This is a genomic window from Pseudomonas sp. TE3899 (assembly GCF_056279105.1).
The window spans coordinates 91,219-107,115 of sequence record NZ_JBWBQR010000001.1; the positions used below are offsets into that span (position 1 = coordinate 91,219).

The 15,897-nt window shown below is 61.9% G+C and carries 17 protein-coding genes; 16 read left to right on the top strand and 1 reads right to left on the bottom strand.

Features of this window, described 5'->3' with window-relative positions; all coding sequences use genetic code 11:
* The first annotated feature begins 245 nt into the window (after window positions 1–245).
* The 4 genes from ACZ89E_RS00445 to ACZ89E_RS00460 all read left to right on the top strand — a co-directional run bounded on the left by ACZ89E_RS00445 (window position 246) and on the right by ACZ89E_RS00460 (window position 3,413).
* Entirely contained in the window at window positions 246–905 is a 660-nt protein-coding gene (locus ACZ89E_RS00445; protein WP_476254623.1) for a transglutaminase-like domain-containing protein, read from the top strand.
* A 43-nt stretch (window positions 906–948) separates the two neighbouring features.
* Entirely contained in the window at window positions 949–1,572 is a 624-nt protein-coding gene (locus ACZ89E_RS00450; RefSeq protein WP_463258180.1) for a glutathione S-transferase family protein, read from the top strand.
* A gap of 132 nt (window positions 1,573–1,704) precedes the next feature.
* Window positions 1,705–2,637 (top strand): ABC transporter ATP-binding protein, encoded by a 933-nt coding sequence (locus tag ACZ89E_RS00455; RefSeq protein WP_149659976.1) that lies wholly within the window; start codon window positions 1,705–1,707, stop codon window positions 2,635–2,637.
* Entirely contained in the window at window positions 2,634–3,413 is a 780-nt protein-coding gene (locus ACZ89E_RS00460) for an ABC transporter permease (RefSeq protein ID WP_123407003.1), read from the top strand. The genes ACZ89E_RS00455 and ACZ89E_RS00460 overlap by 4 nt, the downstream gene beginning before the upstream one ends.
* A 168-nt stretch (window positions 3,414–3,581) precedes the next feature.
* Here the strand turns inward: ACZ89E_RS00460 and ACZ89E_RS00465 are convergent, their stop codons facing one another.
* Window positions 3,582–4,097 (bottom strand): DUF2062 domain-containing protein, encoded by a 516-nt coding sequence (locus ACZ89E_RS00465; RefSeq protein ID WP_149659977.1) that lies wholly within the window; start codon window positions 4,095–4,097, stop codon window positions 3,582–3,584.
* Between the two features lie 136 nt (window positions 4,098–4,233).
* Here ACZ89E_RS00465 and ACZ89E_RS00470 point away from each other — a divergent pair, with 136 nt between their 5' ends.
* The 12 genes from ACZ89E_RS00470 to ACZ89E_RS00525 all read left to right on the top strand — a co-directional run bounded on the left by ACZ89E_RS00470 (window position 4,234) and on the right by ACZ89E_RS00525 (window position 15,743).
* Entirely contained in the window at window positions 4,234–6,468 is a 2,235-nt protein-coding gene (locus ACZ89E_RS00470) for a DNA internalization-related competence protein ComEC/Rec2 (protein ID WP_476254624.1), read from the top strand.
* 86 nt (window positions 6,469–6,554) lie between these two features.
* Window positions 6,555–7,193, top strand: coding sequence for a MotA/TolQ/ExbB proton channel family protein (locus ACZ89E_RS00475; protein WP_178129169.1), 639 nt, complete (start codon window positions 6,555–6,557; stop codon window positions 7,191–7,193).
* Window positions 7,190–7,618, top strand: a complete 429-nt coding sequence (locus tag ACZ89E_RS00480) for an ExbD/TolR family protein (protein WP_133838401.1) — start codon at window positions 7,190–7,192, stop codon at window positions 7,616–7,618. Before ACZ89E_RS00475 ends, ACZ89E_RS00480 begins: the two co-directional genes overlap by 4 nt.
* Window positions 7,618–8,628, top strand: coding sequence for a tetraacyldisaccharide 4'-kinase (gene lpxK, locus ACZ89E_RS00485; protein WP_476254625.1), 1,011 nt, complete (start codon window positions 7,618–7,620; stop codon window positions 8,626–8,628). The genes ACZ89E_RS00480 and lpxK overlap by 1 nt, the downstream gene beginning before the upstream one ends.
* 24 nt (window positions 8,629–8,652) lie before the next feature.
* Window positions 8,653–8,838: a Trm112 family protein gene (locus ACZ89E_RS00490; RefSeq protein ID WP_007945752.1), complete on the top strand. Its 186-nt coding sequence runs from the start codon at window positions 8,653–8,655 to the stop codon at window positions 8,836–8,838.
* On the top strand, window positions 8,835–9,599 hold the full coding sequence (gene kdsB, locus ACZ89E_RS00495) for a 3-deoxy-manno-octulosonate cytidylyltransferase (protein WP_476254626.1): 765 nt from the start codon (window positions 8,835–8,837) through the stop codon (window positions 9,597–9,599). The genes ACZ89E_RS00490 and kdsB overlap by 4 nt, the downstream gene beginning before the upstream one ends.
* On the top strand, window positions 9,599–10,063 hold the full coding sequence (locus tag ACZ89E_RS00500) for a low molecular weight protein-tyrosine-phosphatase (RefSeq protein ID WP_149659981.1): 465 nt from the start codon (window positions 9,599–9,601) through the stop codon (window positions 10,061–10,063). Before kdsB ends, ACZ89E_RS00500 begins: the two co-directional genes overlap by 1 nt.
* Window positions 10,060–11,079: a UDP-N-acetylmuramate dehydrogenase gene (gene murB, locus ACZ89E_RS00505; protein WP_476254627.1), complete on the top strand. Its 1,020-nt coding sequence runs from the start codon at window positions 10,060–10,062 to the stop codon at window positions 11,077–11,079. The genes ACZ89E_RS00500 and murB overlap by 4 nt, the downstream gene beginning before the upstream one ends.
* Window positions 11,080–11,384: 305 nt before the next feature.
* On the top strand, window positions 11,385–11,855 hold the full coding sequence (locus tag ACZ89E_RS00510; RefSeq protein ID WP_149659983.1) for a (2Fe-2S)-binding protein: 471 nt from the start codon (window positions 11,385–11,387) through the stop codon (window positions 11,853–11,855).
* A complete protein-coding gene (locus tag ACZ89E_RS00515) occupies window positions 11,852–14,173 on the top strand; it encodes a xanthine dehydrogenase family protein molybdopterin-binding subunit (RefSeq protein ID WP_463258173.1) in 2,322 nt (773 codons plus the stop codon). The genes ACZ89E_RS00510 and ACZ89E_RS00515 overlap by 4 nt, the downstream gene beginning before the upstream one ends.
* Complete coding sequence (locus tag ACZ89E_RS00520) at window positions 14,173–15,156, top strand: XdhC family protein (RefSeq protein ID WP_149659985.1); 984 nt, start codon at window positions 14,173–14,175, stop codon at window positions 15,154–15,156. Before ACZ89E_RS00515 ends, ACZ89E_RS00520 begins: the two co-directional genes overlap by 1 nt.
* On the top strand, window positions 15,153–15,743 hold the full coding sequence (locus ACZ89E_RS00525) for a nucleotidyltransferase family protein (protein ID WP_476254628.1): 591 nt from the start codon (window positions 15,153–15,155) through the stop codon (window positions 15,741–15,743). Before ACZ89E_RS00520 ends, ACZ89E_RS00525 begins: the two co-directional genes overlap by 4 nt.
* Window positions 15,744–15,897: the final 154 nt, after the last annotated feature.

The window sequence follows — 15,897 nt, forward strand, 5'->3', positions numbered from 1 at the left end:
AATCCTCCGTGAAACCAGGGCAAAACCAACGTTCAGAGCTTAGACGGCATCCGCCATTTCGGGTGGTCAGAGCAATGTGATTGAAATCGTGGGAAACCTTGGATGGGTTTTGTAAGACCTGTTGGCAACCGGCCTCGGAAATCGTTCGCAAGGTGAGCGGCAAAGCGCCCATGTTTGGCCGAATCGTCGTTATCTCTGTGCTGAAGGTGTCGTTAGACTCGAGGCTCCCCCAGGAGATCGACCTCATGCACGAGTATCTGCGTCCCGGCCGCTTCATCGATAGTGACCACCCTGCGGTGGTGGAGTTCGCTGAAAAACATCGCGGTGCCAGTCGCGATCCGCGCGAGCAGGCGATCAGCCTCTATTACGCCGTGCGCGAGGCCGTGCGCTACAACCCCTACACGTTCAGCCGCGACCCAGACACCTTGCGCGGCAGTTACGCCTTGGCGACCGGCGAAAGTTATTGCGTGCCCAAGGCCACGTTGCTGGCCGGGTGCGCCCGGCATTGCGGGATCCCGGCGCGCATTGGCCTGGCGGACGTGCGTAATCACCTGTCGACCCCGCGCCTGCTCGAACTGCTTAAGAGCGACGTGTTCGCCATGCACGGTTATACCGAGCTGTACCTGAACGGACGCTGGGTCAAAGCCACGCCGGCGTTCAATCAAGGATTGTGCGAGTTGTTCAATGTGGCGCCGCTGGAATTCGATGGCATCAACGACAGCGTTTTCCATCCCTTCAACCGCGACGGCGCGCCGTTGATGGAATACCTGGTGGACCATGGCCAGTTCCCTGATGTGCCCGAAGCGTTCTTTTTCGCGCACCTGGAAAAGTGCTACCCGCACCTCTTCGGCGAACAACTGCCGGTGCTGTTGGGGGACATGCAGAGTGATTTGAGTCGCGCCTGATCCGGCGTATGCTGCCAGCGCATTCATCCATAAAGAGGCGGTCATGCTGAAGATCTGGGGTCGGAAAAACTCGTCGAATGTCAGGAAGCCACTGTGGGCCGCCGAGGAACTTGGCCTGGCCTATGAAGCCATCGATGCCGGCGGTGCGTTCGGTGTGGTGGACACGCCGCAGTACCGGGCGATGAACCCCAATGGCCGGGTGCCGGTGATCCAGGACGACGGTTTCGTGCTGTGGGAATCCAACGCCATCGTGCGTTACCTGATGGCGCGGCATGCCAACGAAACGCACTGGTATCCGCAAGATATCCAGGCCCGGGCATCCGCCGATAAATGGATGGACTGGACCACGTCGAGCTTCGCCGGCCCGTTCCGCACTGTGTTCTGGGGCGTGTTGCGCACGCCGAAAGAGCAGCAGGACTGGTCCGCCATCAACGCGGCGATCAAGGAATGCAACGATCTGCTAGCGATGGCCGATCAGGCGCTGGCTGCCAAGCCCTACCTGTCCGGCGATGAAATCGGCATGGGCGACATTCCCCTCGGCAGCTTCATTTATGCCTGGTTCGAGATGCCGATCGAGCGGGCGCCACAGCCGAATCTGGAAGCCTGGTATGCACGATTGAAACAGCGCCCGGCGTATCAGAAAGCCGTCATGACCGCGTTGACTTAATACTCACTATCGACACACTTGACTGTACTTGTGTGGCGGCGACAAGCACCATTGCGCTCGTGCGCCGTGGTTGTATTGATCGCCGCCCGCCCTTATTTATTCCTTTCCTCCCTTCTTGGTGCGTATCCCGATATGAGTTCCGCTCTGTCCATCCGGCAGCTAACCAAAACCTACGGCAACGGTTTCCAGGCCTTGAGTGGTATCGATCTGGACGTCGCCGAAGGTGACTTTTTCGCCTTGCTCGGCCCTAACGGCGCCGGCAAATCCACGACCATCGGCATTCTCTCGACCCTGGTGAACAAGACCACGGGCACGGTGAATATCTTCGGTCACGACCTGGACAAGAATCCTGCGCAACTCAAGCGCTCCATCGGCGTGGTGCCCCAGGAATTCAACTTCAACCAGTTCGAAAAGACTTTCGACATCGTCGTGACCCAGGCCGGTTACTACGGCATCCCGCCGAAAATCGCCAAGGAACGCGCCGAGCAATACCTGACGCAACTGGGCCTGTGGGACAAACGCGATGTGCCGTCGCGTTCGCTGTCTGGCGGCATGAAACGTCGCTTGATGATCGCCCGCGCCCTGGTTCACGAGCCGCGCCTGCTGATCCTCGACGAACCGACGGCGGGGGTGGACATCGAATTGCGTCGCTCGATGTGGACCTTCCTCACCGAGCTTAACCAGAAAGGCATCACCATCATCCTCACCACCCATTACCTGGAAGAGGCTGAGCAGTTGTGTCGCAACATCGGGATCATCGACCACGGCACCATCGTCGAGAACACCAGCATGAAGCAGTTGCTTGGCCAGCTGCATGTGGAAACCTTCCTGCTCGACATCAAGAACACCCTGAATGTGGTCCCGCAGTTGCTCGGCTACCCGACCAAACTGCTCGACGGTCATACCCTGGAAGTCCAGGTCGACAAAGCCATGGGCATCACCGCGCTGTTCACCCAGTTGGCGCAGCAGAACATCGAAGTGCTGAGCCTGCGTAACAAAACCAATCGCCTTGAGGAGTTGTTCGTGTCCCTGGTGGAGAAAAATCTGTCGAAGGTGGCGGTATGAGTTCCGAGCTGCAACCCAACCTCGTTGCCCTCAATACCATCGTTTACCGCGAGGTAAAGCGCTTCACCCGGATCTGGCCGCAGACCTTGCTGCCGCCAGCGATCACTATGGTTCTGTACTTCGTGATCTTCGGTAACCTGATCGGCAAGCAGATTGGCGGCATGGGTGGCTTCACCTACATGGAGTACATCGTGCCGGGGCTGATCATGATGTCGGTGATCACCAACTCCTACGGCAACGTGGTGTCGAGTTTCTTCGGCAGCAAGTTCCAGCGCTCCATCGAGGAATTGATGGTGTCGCCGGTGTCGCCGCACACGATTCTGATCGGCTACACCCTGGGCGGCGTACTGCGCGGGTTGATGGTCGGGATTATCGTGACCATCCTGTCGCTGTTTTTCACCGATTTGCAGGTGCATCACCTGGGCGTGACCATCCTGGTGGTGGTACTGACCGCAACGATCTTTTCGCTGCTGGGCTTTATCAACGCGGTGTTTGCGCGCAACTTCGATGACATTTCTATCATCCCGACTTTCGTGCTCACGCCACTGACGTATCTGGGCGGGGTGTTCTACTCGATCTCCTTGCTGCCGCCGTTCTGGCAGACCGTGTCCCTGGCCAACCCGGTGCTGCACATGGTCAACGCCTTCCGTTACGGCATCCTCGGTGTTTCGGACATCAAGATCAGCGTGGCGATCACCTTCATGCTGGTCGCGACCGTGGCCTTGTACATCGGTTGTGCGCGGTTGCTGGTGAGTGGGCGCGGGATGCGGACCTGATCCAGGACTGCGTCGCGGCTTTCGCGGGCAAGCCTCGCTCCTGCAGGTTTTGTGTCGTTTGCCGATACGCGAACGACGCAACCCTGTAGGAGCGCGGCTTGCCCGCGAAGGCGCCCGTCCAGACACCACAAAAAGAACGGCCTCCCAAGCGGAGGCCGTTTTGCATTCTCACATCCGGTTTTTCCTGCGCCGCGCCCACTGCCGTCCCACCCACCACCGCCAATACATCATCGTCAGGCAATAGGCGAGGGCGCCCAGCACCAACCCCGTCACCACCGACCCGAGCAAAAACGGTTGCCACAATGTCGAGAGCTGGCTGCTGATCCACTCCCAGGTCAACTCATCGGGCAGATGCCGGGCGGGCACATCCATCAGCCACGCACCGGTCTGGTACGTGCAGAAAAACACCGCAGGCATGGTGATCGGGTTGGTCAGCCAGACCAGGCTGACCGCAATCGGCATATTGCCGCGAACCATGATCGCGAGGATCGCGGCCAATAGCATTTGCAGGGGAATCGGCAGGAACGCTGCGAACAGGCCGACCGCCATCGCCCGGGCCACCGAATGACGATTGAGGTGCCAGAGGTTGGGGTCATGCAGCAGCGTGCCGAGAAAGCGTAAGGATTTGTGTTCCCTGATGCTGGTCGGGTCTGGCATGTAGCGTTTGAATAAGCGCCGGGGCATAAGGCTTCTCGGTCGGTTAAGGCGGCAAGTATGTCTGGATTCTATGAGTGGCCTATTCAGACTTTGTGACAATTGATAACGACGGCCGTGCGATCAACCGGCTATGCCTTGAAAAGGGACTCTCAAGGACGGGCTTATGCGCACAGGGATGGTGGCGCTGGCGCTCGGGTTGCTGGCGCTGCGTTTTTTACCGGTTTTACCGCCGGTCTGGTTTTGGCTGTTGCTGCCGGTGGTGGCGTTGATGCTGCTGCCGTTTCGCACGTATCCGTTGGCGTTTTTCCTGTTCGGTTTCAGTTGGGCCTGTGGTCAGGCGCAGTTGGCACTGAATGATCGATTGTCGGCGGGACTGGACGGCGAAACCCGCTGGGTTGAAGGTCGGATAACCGGATTGCCGCAAAACAATGAAGCGGTCGTGCGTTTCGAATTGGCGGACGCGCGCTCGCGACACGGCAAGGTGCCGTCGCTGATGCGCCTGGCCTGGTACGACGGGCCGCCGGTCAACAGCGGCGAGCGCTGGCGCCTGGCGGTGAAGTTGAAGCGCCCGACCGGGCTGCTCAATCCCCATGCCTTCGACTACGACGCCTGGCTGCTGGCTCAGGGCATCGGCGCCACTGGCACGGTCAAGGATGGCCAACGCCTTTCACCTGCCCGCTGGGCCTGGCGCGACGGTATCCGCCAGCGTTTGCTCAGTGTCGATGCCCAAGGGCGAGCGGGGGCATTGGCGGCGTTGGTGCTGGGCGATGGCGCCGGGTTGAGCCGCGAGGACTGGCAGGTGTTGCAAGACACCGGCACCGTGCACCTGTTGGTGATTTCCGGGCAACACATCGGTTTGCTCGCTGGCTCCGTATATTTGCTGATCGCCGGGCTGGCCCGTTATGGCCTGTGGCCCGGACGCTGGCCCTGGCTGCCGTGGGCCTGTGGGCTGGCGTTTGGGGCAGCCCTCGGTTACGGACTGCTGGCCGGGTTCGAAGTGCCGGTGCGACGGGCCTGCGTGATGATCGGTCTGGTGCTGTTGTGGCGCCTGCGTTTTCGCCATCTAGGTGCCTGGTGGCCGCTGTTGCTGGCGCTCGATGGCGTTCTGTTGCTGGATCCGCTGGCGAGTCTACAGCCGGGTTTCTGGTTGTCCTTTGCCGCTGTGGCGGTGCTGATTTTTACCTTTGGCGGCCGGCTCGGCCCCTGGCGCTGGTGGCAAACCTGGACCCGCGCCCAATGGTTGATCGCGATCGGCCTCTGTCCGGTGCTGCTGGTGCTGGGATTACCGATAAGTGTCAGCGGGCCGCTGGTCAATCTGCTGGCGGTGCCGTGGATCAGTCTGCTGGTGTTGCCGCCAGCGTTGCTCGGGACCTTGCTGTTGTCGGTGCCCTACGTGGGGGAAGGGTTGCTGTGGCTGGCGGGTGGTCTGATCGACTTGCTGTTCAAGGGGCTGGCGTTGATGGCGAATCAGTTGCCCGCGTGGGTGCCGGTGGCGGTGCCGTTATGGGTCGGAGCCATCGGCGTATTGGGCGCCTTTCTATTATTGATGCCCCGAGGCGTGCCATTGCGTCCGTTGGGTTGGCCGATGCTGTTGCTGCTGGTCTTCCCGCCGCGCGAGGAAGTGCCCGAAGGCCTGGCCGAGATCTGGCAACTGGATGTCGGCCAGGGCCTGGCAATCCTTGTGCGCACTCGCCAGCACACGCTGCTGTATGACGCCGGCCCGCGTTTCGGTGATTTCGACCTTGGCGAGCGCGTGGTACTGCCGTCATTACGCAAACTGGGCATACGCGGCCTCGACGTGATGTTGATCAGTCATGCCGACGCCGACCATGCTGGCGGCGCTCGTGCAATCAACGAAGGGCTGCCAGTCACGCGGGTGATCAGTGGCGATCCATTGGCGCTGCCCGTCGAATTACAAGCCGAAGGCTGCGAGAGCGGCCGGCAATGGACCTGGGATGGCGTGACGTTTCAGCTCTGGCAATGGTCCTCGGCCAGCGAGAGCAATCAGAAGTCCTGTGTCCTGCAGATCGAAGCCCATGGCGAACGCTTGCTGCTGACCGGTGATATCGACACCCACGCCGAACGGGCATTGCTCGACAGCCCTTTGGCGCAGCCCACCGATTGGTTGGCGGCGCCGCACCACGGCAGCCGCAGTTCCTCCTCCATGGTGCTGCTCAGCGCACTGCAACCCAACGCCGTGCTGATTTCCCGAGGTCACGGCAATTCCTTCGGCCACCCCCATCCCACGGTGATGGCGCGCTATCGCAAGCGTGGCCTGCGCATCTACGACAGCGTCGAGCATGGAGCCGTCCGTCTGCTGCTGGGAAACTTCGAGCCCCCGCGAACGATGCGTCAACAACGGCGCTTCTGGCGCGATGCGCCGGCGATGAACAAATGACCCGCCAGACGGGATGCGACATCCCGGTCTTCGGTGCGCCGACCCCCTATGTTAGAGTGGCGCACTTTTTCGAGGGGACTGTCACTGTGTGGGAATTGGTTAAATCCGGCGGATGGATGATGATTCCGATCATCCTGAGTTCCATCGTGGCCATGGCGATCGTTGCCGAACGCCTGTGGACCCTGCGCGCCAGCCGTGTGACCCCGGAGCATTTGCTCGGGCAGGTCTGGGTCTGGATCAAAGACAAACAACTCAATAAAGAAAAGCTCAAGGAACTGCGCGCCAACTCGCCGCTGGGCGAAATCCTCGCCGCCGGCCTGGCCAACTCCAAGCATGGTCGCGAGATCATGAAAGAGTGCATTGAAGAAGCTGCCGCCCGGGTCATCCACGAGCTGGAACGCTACATCAATGCGCTGGGCACCATCGCCGCCATGGCCCCATTGCTCGGGTTGCTGGGGACGGTGCTGGGCATGATCGATATCTTCAGTTCGTTCATGGGCACGGGCATGACCACCAACGCCGCCGTGCTGGCCGGCGGTATTTCCAAGGCCTTGATCACCACGGCTTCGGGCCTGATCGTCGGTATCCCGTCGGTCTTTTTCCACCGGTTCCTGCAACGGCGCATCGATGAGCTGGTGGTGGAGATGGAGCAGGAAGCGATCAAGCTGGTTGAAGTGGTGCAGGGCGACCGTGACGTGGACCTGTCCGAGGGCAAAAAAGCGTGAAATTCCGCCGCAAGCAACGGGAAAACATAGACATCAATCTCGTGTCGCTGATCGACGTGGTGTTTGTCCTGCTGCTGTTTTTCGTGGTGACCACCACCTTTACCCGGGAAACCCAGTTGCGTGTCGAACTGCCGGAAGCGGTCAGCGGTTCGCCGGCTGAAGACCAGCAGGTCAAGCAACTGGATGTCGCCATCAGCGCCGAGGGCGTGTTTTCGGTCAACAATCAGTTGTTGCCGAAGAATGACCTGGCCAGCCTGATGGACGCGATGCAGAAAGAATCCAACGGCGACACCAACCTGCCGCTGTCCATCAGTGCCGACGGCAAGACCCAGCATCAATCCGTTATCACTGCCATGGACGCCGCCGGCAAGCTCGGTTTCAGCCACTTGCGCATGACTACGGTCGAGGCGGCGCCCGCGCCCTGATGGCCATGTCCGATCGTTTGCTCGCCGCGTGGTATGCCGGTCATCCGGCCCTGAAGCTGTTGCAGCCGCTGGAATGGCTGTATCGGCGCGTGGTCACGGGCAAGCGCAAGCGTTTTCTGGCGGGCGAGGGTGAGATTTACCAGCCGCCGGTGCCGCTGATCGTCGTGGGTAATATCACCGTCGGCGGTACGGGTAAGACGCCGCTGATTCTGTGGATGATCGAACATTGCCAGCGCCACGGATTGAGGGTCGGCGTGGTCAGCCGTGGGTACGGGGCCAAACCGCCGCAACTGCCATGGCGGGTCGAGGCCGATCAAGGTGCCGACATCGCCGGTGATGAGCCTTTGCTGATCGTCCAGCGCACCGGTGTGCCGTTGATGATCGACCCGGATCGCAGCAGCGCCGTCAAAGCCTTGCTCGCCAGTGAACCGCTGGATCTGATCCTGTCCGACGACGGCATGCAGCATTATCGATTGGCCCGCGACCTCGAGCTGGTGCTGATCGACGCCGCCCGTGGCCTGGGCAACAAGCGCTGCCTGCCCGCCGGGCCGTTGCGTGAGCCGATCGAACGCCTGCAAAGCGTCGACGCGGTGTTGTACAACGGCGCCGCCACTGATCGCGACGACGGTTTTGCCTTCCAGCTAAAACCCACCGCGCTGCTCAATCTGAAAAGCGGCGAACGCAAGCCACTGGATCACTTTGCCCAAGGCCAGGCCCTGCACGCCGTGGCCGGAATCGGCAATCCCCAGCGTTTCTTCACCACCCTCGAAACGCTACACTGGCGGCCAATACCCCACGCATTTGCCGACCACGCCGAGTACAGCGTGCAGGCCTTGAATTTCACACCGTCATTGCCGTTGGTGATGACCGAAAAGGATGCGGTGAAGTGCCGTGCCTTTGCCGCCGCCGATTGGTGGTACCTGGCGGTCGATGCTGTGCCATCGCCGGCCTTCGTGGCCTGGTTCGATACGCAGCTGATGCGCCTGTTGCCGGCTCGTCTTTTGCCTTAAAACCGTTTTATCCAGGGAATGCTCATGGACACCAAATTGCTCGACATCCTCGCTTGCCCGGTCTGCAAAGGCCCGCTCAAGCTCAGCGCCGACAAGACCGAACTGATCAGCAAGGGCGCTGGCCTGGCCTACCCGATTCGCGACGGCATCCCGGTGATGCTCGAAACCGAAGCCCGCACCCTGACCACCGACGAGCGCCTGGATAAATGACCACAGCCTTTACCGTTGTCATTCCATCGCGATACGCCTCCACCCGTTTGCCGGGCAAACCGCTGCTGCTGATCGCTGGCAAGCCGATGATCCAGCACGTCTGGGAACAGGCGAGCAAAAGCAGCGCCCAACGGGTGGTGGTGGCGACGGACGATGCGCGCATCGTCGAGGCCTGCAAGGGGTTTGGCGCCGAAGTGGTGCTGACCCGCGAAGACCACAATTCCGGCACCGACCGTCTGGCCGAAGTCGCGACGAAACTGGGCCTGGGCCCCGATGCGATCGTGGTCAATGTCCAGGGTGACGAACCGCTGATCCCGCCGAGCGTGATCGATCAGGTTGCCGCCAACCTCGCTGCCCACACCGAAGCGCGCATGGCCACGTTGGCCGAGCCGATCGAAGACGTGGAAAGCCTGTTCAATCCCAACGTGGTCAAAGTGGTCAGCGACCTCAATGGCCTGGCGCTGACCTTCAGTCGCGCCACCTTGCCGTGGGCCCGGGATGCACTGGCCAAAAGCCGCGAGCACCTGCCCGAAGGCGTGCCGTATCGCCGCCACATTGGCATCTATGCCTACCGCGCCGGTTTCCTGCATGACTTTGTCAGCTGGGGCCCGTGCTGGCTGGAAAACACCGAATCCCTGGAACAACTGCGTGCCCTGTGGCACGGCGTGCGGATTCACGTCGCCGACGCGTTGATTGCACCGCCCCACGGCGTTGACACCGTCGAAGACCTTGAGCGCGTTCGTCGCCTGCTGGAGGCCTGATGCGGGTTCTGTTCGTCTGCCTGGGCAACATCTGCCGTTCGCCCACGGCTGAAGGGGTGCTGCGGCACAAGCTGCGCGAGGCCGGGCTGGCCGATCAAGTCGAAGTGGCCTCCGCCGGCACCGGTGACTGGCACGTCGGCAAGGCCCCGGACAAGCGCAGCCAGGCCGCGGCCAAACTGCGCGGCTATGACCTGTCAGCCCAGCGCGCCCAGCAAGTCAGCCGTGCGGATTTCGCCACGTACGACCTGATCCTGGCGATGGACAACAGCAACCTGCGCAACCTCAAGGCCCTGCAACCGGCCAAGGGCAAGGCCGAACTGGACCTGTTCCTGCGTCGTTATGCCTCTGAGATCGACGAGGTGCCGGACCCGTACTACGACGGCGACCAGGGCTTCGAGCAAGTATTGGATTTGATCGAGCGCGCCAGTGATTTACTGGTGGTCGAGCTGAAGGGGCGGTTATGAGTTTGCTGGTCCAATCCGGGGTTTCCCTCAAGCCGTTCAACAGTTTTGGCGTGGATGTGCGGGCACAGCGGTTTGCCGAAGCCCACAGCGACGCCGAAGTGCGTGAAGCCCTGGCCTATGCCGCTTCGAACGCCCTGCCGCTGTTGGTGATCGGCGGTGGCAGCAACTTGCTGCTGACCGCGGATATCCAGGCCTTGGTGCTGCGCATGGCCACCCGTGGCATTCGCGTACTCAGCGATGACGGCAGCCAGGTGGTGATCGAAGCCGAGGCCGGCGAGCCTTGGCATCCGTTTGTGCAACACACCTTGGCCCAGGGATTGTCGGGGCTGGAGAACCTCAGCCTGATCCCCGGCACCGTGGGCGCGGCACCGATGCAGAACATCGGCGCCTACGGCGTCGAGATCAAGGACGTGTTCGCCGGCCTCACTGCGCTCGATCGCCAGACCGGCGAGCTGCGCGACTTCACCCTGCAAGAATGCAACTTCGCCTACCGCGACAGCCTGTTCAAACAGCAGCCGGGGCGTTGGTTGATTCTGCGGGTCCGGTTCACCCTGAACCGCACCGCGCACCTGCATCTGGAATACGGCCCGGTGCGTCAGCGCCTGACCGAGCAAGGCATCGACCACCCGACACCAACCGATGTCAGCCAAGCGATTTGCAGCATCCGCGGCGAAAAGCTCCCGGACCCGGCGGTGCTCGGCAATGCCGGCAGCTTCTTCAAAAACCCGTTGGTGCCGGCGGCGCTGGTGACCCGGCTCAAGGTGGAATACCCGGATCTGGTGGCCTACGCACAACCGGACGGGCAGATGAAACTGGCGGCGGGCTGGCTGATCGAGAAGGCCGGTTGGAAAGGTTTCCGCGAGGCTGATGCCGGCGTGCATAAATTGCAGGCGCTGGTGCTGGTCAACTACGGCGGCGCGACCGGCCTGCAACTGCTGGCGCTGGCGCAACGGATCCAGGCCGACATTTGGCAACGATTCCGCGTCGAGCTGGAAATGGAGCCGAACCGCTATTAGCGGCAAGCTTCAAGCTTCAAGCCGCAAGCTACAATCCTAATAGCGTGTGCTGCTCTGCTTCGACTTGAAGCTTGCAGCTTAAAACCTGCAGCTAAAAAAGCCCTGTCTCAGCAGGGCTTTTTTGTTAATGCTGGGTTAACTTAGCCCCCTAACGATGCAAGCATTTGCTCCACCAAAGGCCCGATGCAGACACTACCGTCTGCATAAGAGAGCCCATTAGCCTGAGCCGATCTGCGTGAACCCACCGCCAACCCCCGGCGGCAGATTGCTCGACCCCATAACCCTGACACTATGCGGGCGTGCCCATGATTACCCTGAAACTCAATGGCCAAGACCATCCACTCGATGTGACCGAGGATATGCCGCTGCTCTGGGCAATCCGCGACGTGGCCGGTTACAACGGCACCAAATTCGGCTGCGGCATGGGCCTGTGCGGTGCCTGCACCATCCATATCGACGGCTTGCCTGCGCGCAGTTGCATCACGCCGATTGGCTCGGTCGTGGGCCAGGACGTGCGCACCATCGACAACCTGCACGCCGACCCGGTCGGGCAAATCGTCCAGCAAGCCTGGCTCGACACCGCCGTGGCCCAGTGCGGTTTCTGCCAGGGCGGGCAGATCATGTCGGCCACGGCATTGCTCAAGACCAACCCCAACCCCAGCGATGAGCAGATCGAAGAAGCGATGGTCGGCAATATTTGCCGCTGCGGCACCTACAACCGCATCAAGACCGCCATTCGTCAGGCCTCCACTCATCTGAAGGAGGCCAAGGCATGAGCCAGCTCCCGAATGATTTCGCCCTGAGCAACCTCAGCCGTCGCGGCTTTCTCAAAGGCGTCGGCGCCACCAGTGCGCTGGTACTCGCCGCCAGTTGGGGCTGGCAGGATGCTTTCGCTGAAGACAAGCCGAAGAAATTCGGCGCCGACGGCATGCCCAACGGCTGGATCGATGATCCGAAGGTCTACGTCAGCATCGCCGCTGATGGCACGGTGACTGTGGTGTGCAACCGGTCGGAAATGGGCCAGGGCGTGCGCACCAGTCTGAGCATGGTGGTGGCCGATGAACTGGACGCCGATTGGGCGCTGGTCAAGGTGCAACAGGCGCCGGGTGATGAAGTGCGCTTCGGCAACCAGGACACCGACGGCTCGCGCAGCATGCGTCACTGGTACGAGCCGATGCGCCGCTGCGGTGCTGCCGCGCGGACCATGCTGGAACAGGCCGCCGCCGAGCAGTGGAAAGTCCCGGTTGGCGAATGCCATGCGCAGTTGCACAAGGTCATTCACCAACCCACTAAACGCGAACTCGGTTATGGCGAATTGGCCGCCGCGGCCGGTGCGCTGGCGGTGCCGGCCCGTGACAGCCTGCGACTCAAGCAACCGTCGGAATTTCGCTACATCGGCAAGGAAGGCGTACGCGCCATCGACGGTGCCGACATCGTCAACGGTCGTGCGATCTACGGCGCCGATGTGCATTTCGACGGCATGCTCTACGCCACGATTGCCCGTCCGGCGGTATATGGCGGCAAGGTCAAGTCCGTGGATGACAGCGCGGCGCTGAAGGTCCCTGGTGTGATCAAGGTCTTGCAGATTGAAAGCCGTCCGCTGCCCTCGGAGTTCCAGCCATTGGGCGGTGTGGCCGTGGTCGCCAGCAACACCTGGGCCGCGATCAAGGGCCGCGAAGCCTTGAAAATCGAGTGGGACGACGGCCCCAATGCCAGTTACGACTCGGTCGCCTATCGCAAGGAGCTGGAAGCCGCCTCGCTCAAACCGGGCAAAGTGGTGCGCAATACCGGAGACATCGACAAGGCCCTGGCCGGCGCTGGCAGCACCCTCGAAGCGTCCTACTATCTGCCGCACCTGGCCCAGGCGCCGATGGAGCCGATGGTCGCCATCGCCCGCTTTAAAGACGGCGTGTGCGAAGCCTGGGCGCCAAGCCAGGCACCGCAAGTCACCCGCGAGAGGATTGGCGAACGCCTCGGCCTGCCGTTCGATAACGTCACCTTCAATGTCACCTTGTTGGGCGGTGGTTTCGGGCGTAAATCGAAGCCGGATTTCGTCGTCGAAGCAGCGATCCTCGCCAAGGAATTCCCCGGCAAGGCCGTGCGCGTGCAATGGACCCGTGAAGACGACATCCATTGCTCGTACTTCCACACCGTGTCCGCCGAGTACCTGAAGGCCAGCCTCGACAAGGACGGCATGCCCTCCGGCTGGTTGCACCGCACCGTGGCGCCAAGCATCACCGCGTTGTTCGCCCCGGGCATGAACCACGAGGCCGCGTTCGAGTTGGGCATGGGCTTCACCAACATGGCCTACGCGATTCCCAACGTGCGCCTGGAAAACCCCGAAGCGACGGTGCACACCCGGGTCGGCTGGTATCGCTCGGTGTCGAACATTCCCCACGGCTTCGCGATTCAGACCTTCGTTGATGAATTGGCCCACAAGGCCAAGCAGGATCCGCTGAAGTACCAGATCAAATTGCTCGGCCCGGACCGTCAGATCGATCCGCGCACTTTGAGTGAAGAGTGGAACTACGGCGAATCCCCCGAGCGTTATCCGATCGACACCGCACGGCTGCGCACGGTGCTCGAAACCGCCGCCAAGGCTGCCGGTTGGGGGCGCACGCTGCCCAAGGGTCGAGGCCTGGGATTGGCGGTGCATTACAGCTTCGTCACCTATGTGGCGGCGGTGATTGAGGTCGAAGTCAAAGACGACGGCACCCTGATCGTGCACAAGGCTGACATCGCCGTGGATTGCGGTCCGCAGATCAATCCCGAACGCATTCGTTCGCAGTTCGAAGGCGCCTGCGTCATGGGCCTGGGCAACGCGGTACTTGGCGAAATCAGCTTCAAGGACGGCAAGGTCCAGCAGGACAACTTCCACATGTACGAAGTGGCGCGCATGTCCCTGGCGCCGAAGGAAGTTGCGGTGCATCTGGTCACGCCACCGGGCGACGTGCCGTTGGGCGGGGTCGGTGAGCCGGGCGTGCCGCCGATTGCGCCGGCGCTGTGCAACGCGATCTTTGCCGCCACCGGCAAACGCATCCGCAGCCTGCCGGTTCGCTATCAGTTGCAGGGTTGGCAGAAGGCTGACGCCTGATGGACAGCGTCGATCTGAACGTCTTGCGCAGCGTGCTCGAATGGCGCCGCGCCGGTCAGCGGGTGGTGTTGTACAGCGTGGTCCAGACCTGGGGCACCGCGCCCCGGGCGCCTGGCGCCATGTTGGCCTTGCGTGAAGACGGCGTGGTGATCGGCTCGGTGTCGGGCGGTTGTGTCGAGGACGATTTGATTGCCCGGTTGCACGACGGCCGCATCCCGGCCGACGGGCCGCCCGTGCAGTTGATCACCTATGGCGTTACCCGTGAGGAGGCGGCGCGGTTTGGTTTGCCGTGTGGCGGAACACTGCGTCTGACCGAAGAGCGCGTCGGCGATCCGGCATGGGTCGCCGAGTTACTGGCCCGCTGCGAAGCCCATGAAATCGTCGCTCGTTCGCTGGATCTGGCGAGCGGTGAAGTGGTGTTGCAGCCGGCGAACAAGACCGACGTGCTGAGTTTTGACGGCAGCACCTTGCGCGCGATTTACGGTCCGCGTTGGCGCTTGTTGCTGATCGGCGCCGGGCAACTGTCGCGCTATGTCGCGGAAATGGCGCGGCTGCTGGATTTCGAAGTGCTGATCTGCGATCCGCGCACCGAGTTCGTCTACGGCTGGGAGGAACAGCACGGTCGTTTCGTGCCGGGCATGCCCGACGACGCCGTGTTGGCCATTCAGACCGACGAACGCACCGCCATCGTCGCCCTGACCCACGATCCACGGCTGGACGACATGGCGCTGCTCACCGCCCTGGATTCAAGGGCGTTCTATGTCGGCGCACTGGGTTCGCGGGTCAACAGCCTGAAGCGCCGGGACAACCTGGCTCAGCTAGGCTTGTCAGAACAGGCCATCGAGCGGCTGCACGGCCCGATCGGCCTGCACATCGGCAGCCACACCCCGGCGGAAATCGCCTTGTCGCTGCTGGCCGAAATCGTGGCGATCAAGAACGGCGTCGAACTCAAGCAGAAGAAGCCGTTGCGGGAGGGCGTATGAGCGAGCCCATCGGTGTCATCGTGCTGGCAGCGGGGCAGGGCAGTCGGTTTCGCCAGGTCGCCGGGGCTGAAAAGGACAAGTTGCTGGCCGACTGTGCCGGTCGCGATGGCGCTGTGCGTTCGGTGATCGAGCAGGTGTTGGTGAATCTGCCTGTCAGCCTTGAGAGGCGTGTACTGGTGACCACCGCAGATCGCCCGCAGGTGATTCGCATGGCTCAGGCTTACGGCTTCGAGATTGTGCTGATCGAGTCCACGGGTATGGGCGACAGCATTGCCGCTGGAGTGGCGGCCTGTGCGCAACTGGGTGGCTGGTTGATTGTGCTGGGGGACATGCCGTTTATCCTGCCGTCGAGCATCGAGCAAGTGCTGGCGGGGATTGCCGAGGATTGCATCAGCGTGCCGGTGCATGAGGGCGAGTTTGGGCATCCGGTGGGGTTTGGCCGGCGCTTTGGGCCGGGATTGATGGCGTTGGCCGGTGATCGCGGGGCCAAGCCGTTGTTTGCGCAGGCCAGGGTGGTTGAAGTCGCGGTGGATGATCCCGGTGTGCTGTGGGATGTGGATGTGCCTGAGAAGTTAGTGTTTGGATGATCGTTCCCACGCTCTGCGTGGGAATGCAGCCCGGGACGCACTGCGTCCCATCCAAAGCCGAACGCGGAGCGTCCGTAGAGGCATTCCCACGCGGAGCGTGGGAATGATCGGCAATCTGGTAAGCAATCAGCATAAAAAAAGCCCCGCCTGGATC

What these genes read in the sequence shown, in the direction of transcription:
- ACZ89E_RS00520 (WP_149659985.1), top strand. Translation starts at nt 14,173, where the DNA reads ATGGACAGCGTCGATCTGAACGTCTTGCGCAGCGTGCTCGAATGGCGC.
- ACZ89E_RS00515 (WP_463258173.1), top strand. Translation starts at nt 11,852, where the DNA reads ATGAGCCAGCTCCCGAATGATTTCGCCCTGAGCAACCTCAGCCGTCGC.
- ACZ89E_RS00525 (WP_476254628.1), top strand. Translation starts at nt 15,153, where the DNA reads ATGAGCGAGCCCATCGGTGTCATCGTGCTGGCAGCGGGGCAGGGCAGT.
- kdsB (WP_476254626.1), top strand. Translation starts at nt 8,835, where the DNA reads ATGACCACAGCCTTTACCGTTGTCATTCCATCGCGATACGCCTCCACC.
- lpxK (WP_476254625.1), top strand. Translation starts at nt 7,618, where the DNA reads ATGGCCATGTCCGATCGTTTGCTCGCCGCGTGGTATGCCGGTCATCCG.
- ACZ89E_RS00470 (WP_476254624.1), top strand. Translation starts at nt 4,234, where the DNA reads ATGCGCACAGGGATGGTGGCGCTGGCGCTCGGGTTGCTGGCGCTGCGT.
- ACZ89E_RS00460 (WP_123407003.1), top strand. Translation starts at nt 2,634, where the DNA reads ATGAGTTCCGAGCTGCAACCCAACCTCGTTGCCCTCAATACCATCGTT.
- ACZ89E_RS00465 (WP_149659977.1), bottom strand. Translation starts at nt 4,097, where the DNA reads ATGCCCCGGCGCTTATTCAAACGCTACATGCCAGACCCGACCAGCATC.
- ACZ89E_RS00445 (WP_476254623.1), top strand. Translation starts at nt 246, where the DNA reads ATGCACGAGTATCTGCGTCCCGGCCGCTTCATCGATAGTGACCACCCT.
- ACZ89E_RS00455 (WP_149659976.1), top strand. Translation starts at nt 1,705, where the DNA reads ATGAGTTCCGCTCTGTCCATCCGGCAGCTAACCAAAACCTACGGCAAC.
- murB (WP_476254627.1), top strand. Translation starts at nt 10,060, where the DNA reads ATGAGTTTGCTGGTCCAATCCGGGGTTTCCCTCAAGCCGTTCAACAGT.
- ACZ89E_RS00510 (WP_149659983.1), top strand. Translation starts at nt 11,385, where the DNA reads ATGATTACCCTGAAACTCAATGGCCAAGACCATCCACTCGATGTGACC.
- ACZ89E_RS00450 (WP_463258180.1), top strand. Translation starts at nt 949, where the DNA reads ATGCTGAAGATCTGGGGTCGGAAAAACTCGTCGAATGTCAGGAAGCCA.
- ACZ89E_RS00490 (WP_007945752.1), top strand. Translation starts at nt 8,653, where the DNA reads ATGGACACCAAATTGCTCGACATCCTCGCTTGCCCGGTCTGCAAAGGC.
- ACZ89E_RS00500 (WP_149659981.1), top strand. Translation starts at nt 9,599, where the DNA reads ATGCGGGTTCTGTTCGTCTGCCTGGGCAACATCTGCCGTTCGCCCACG.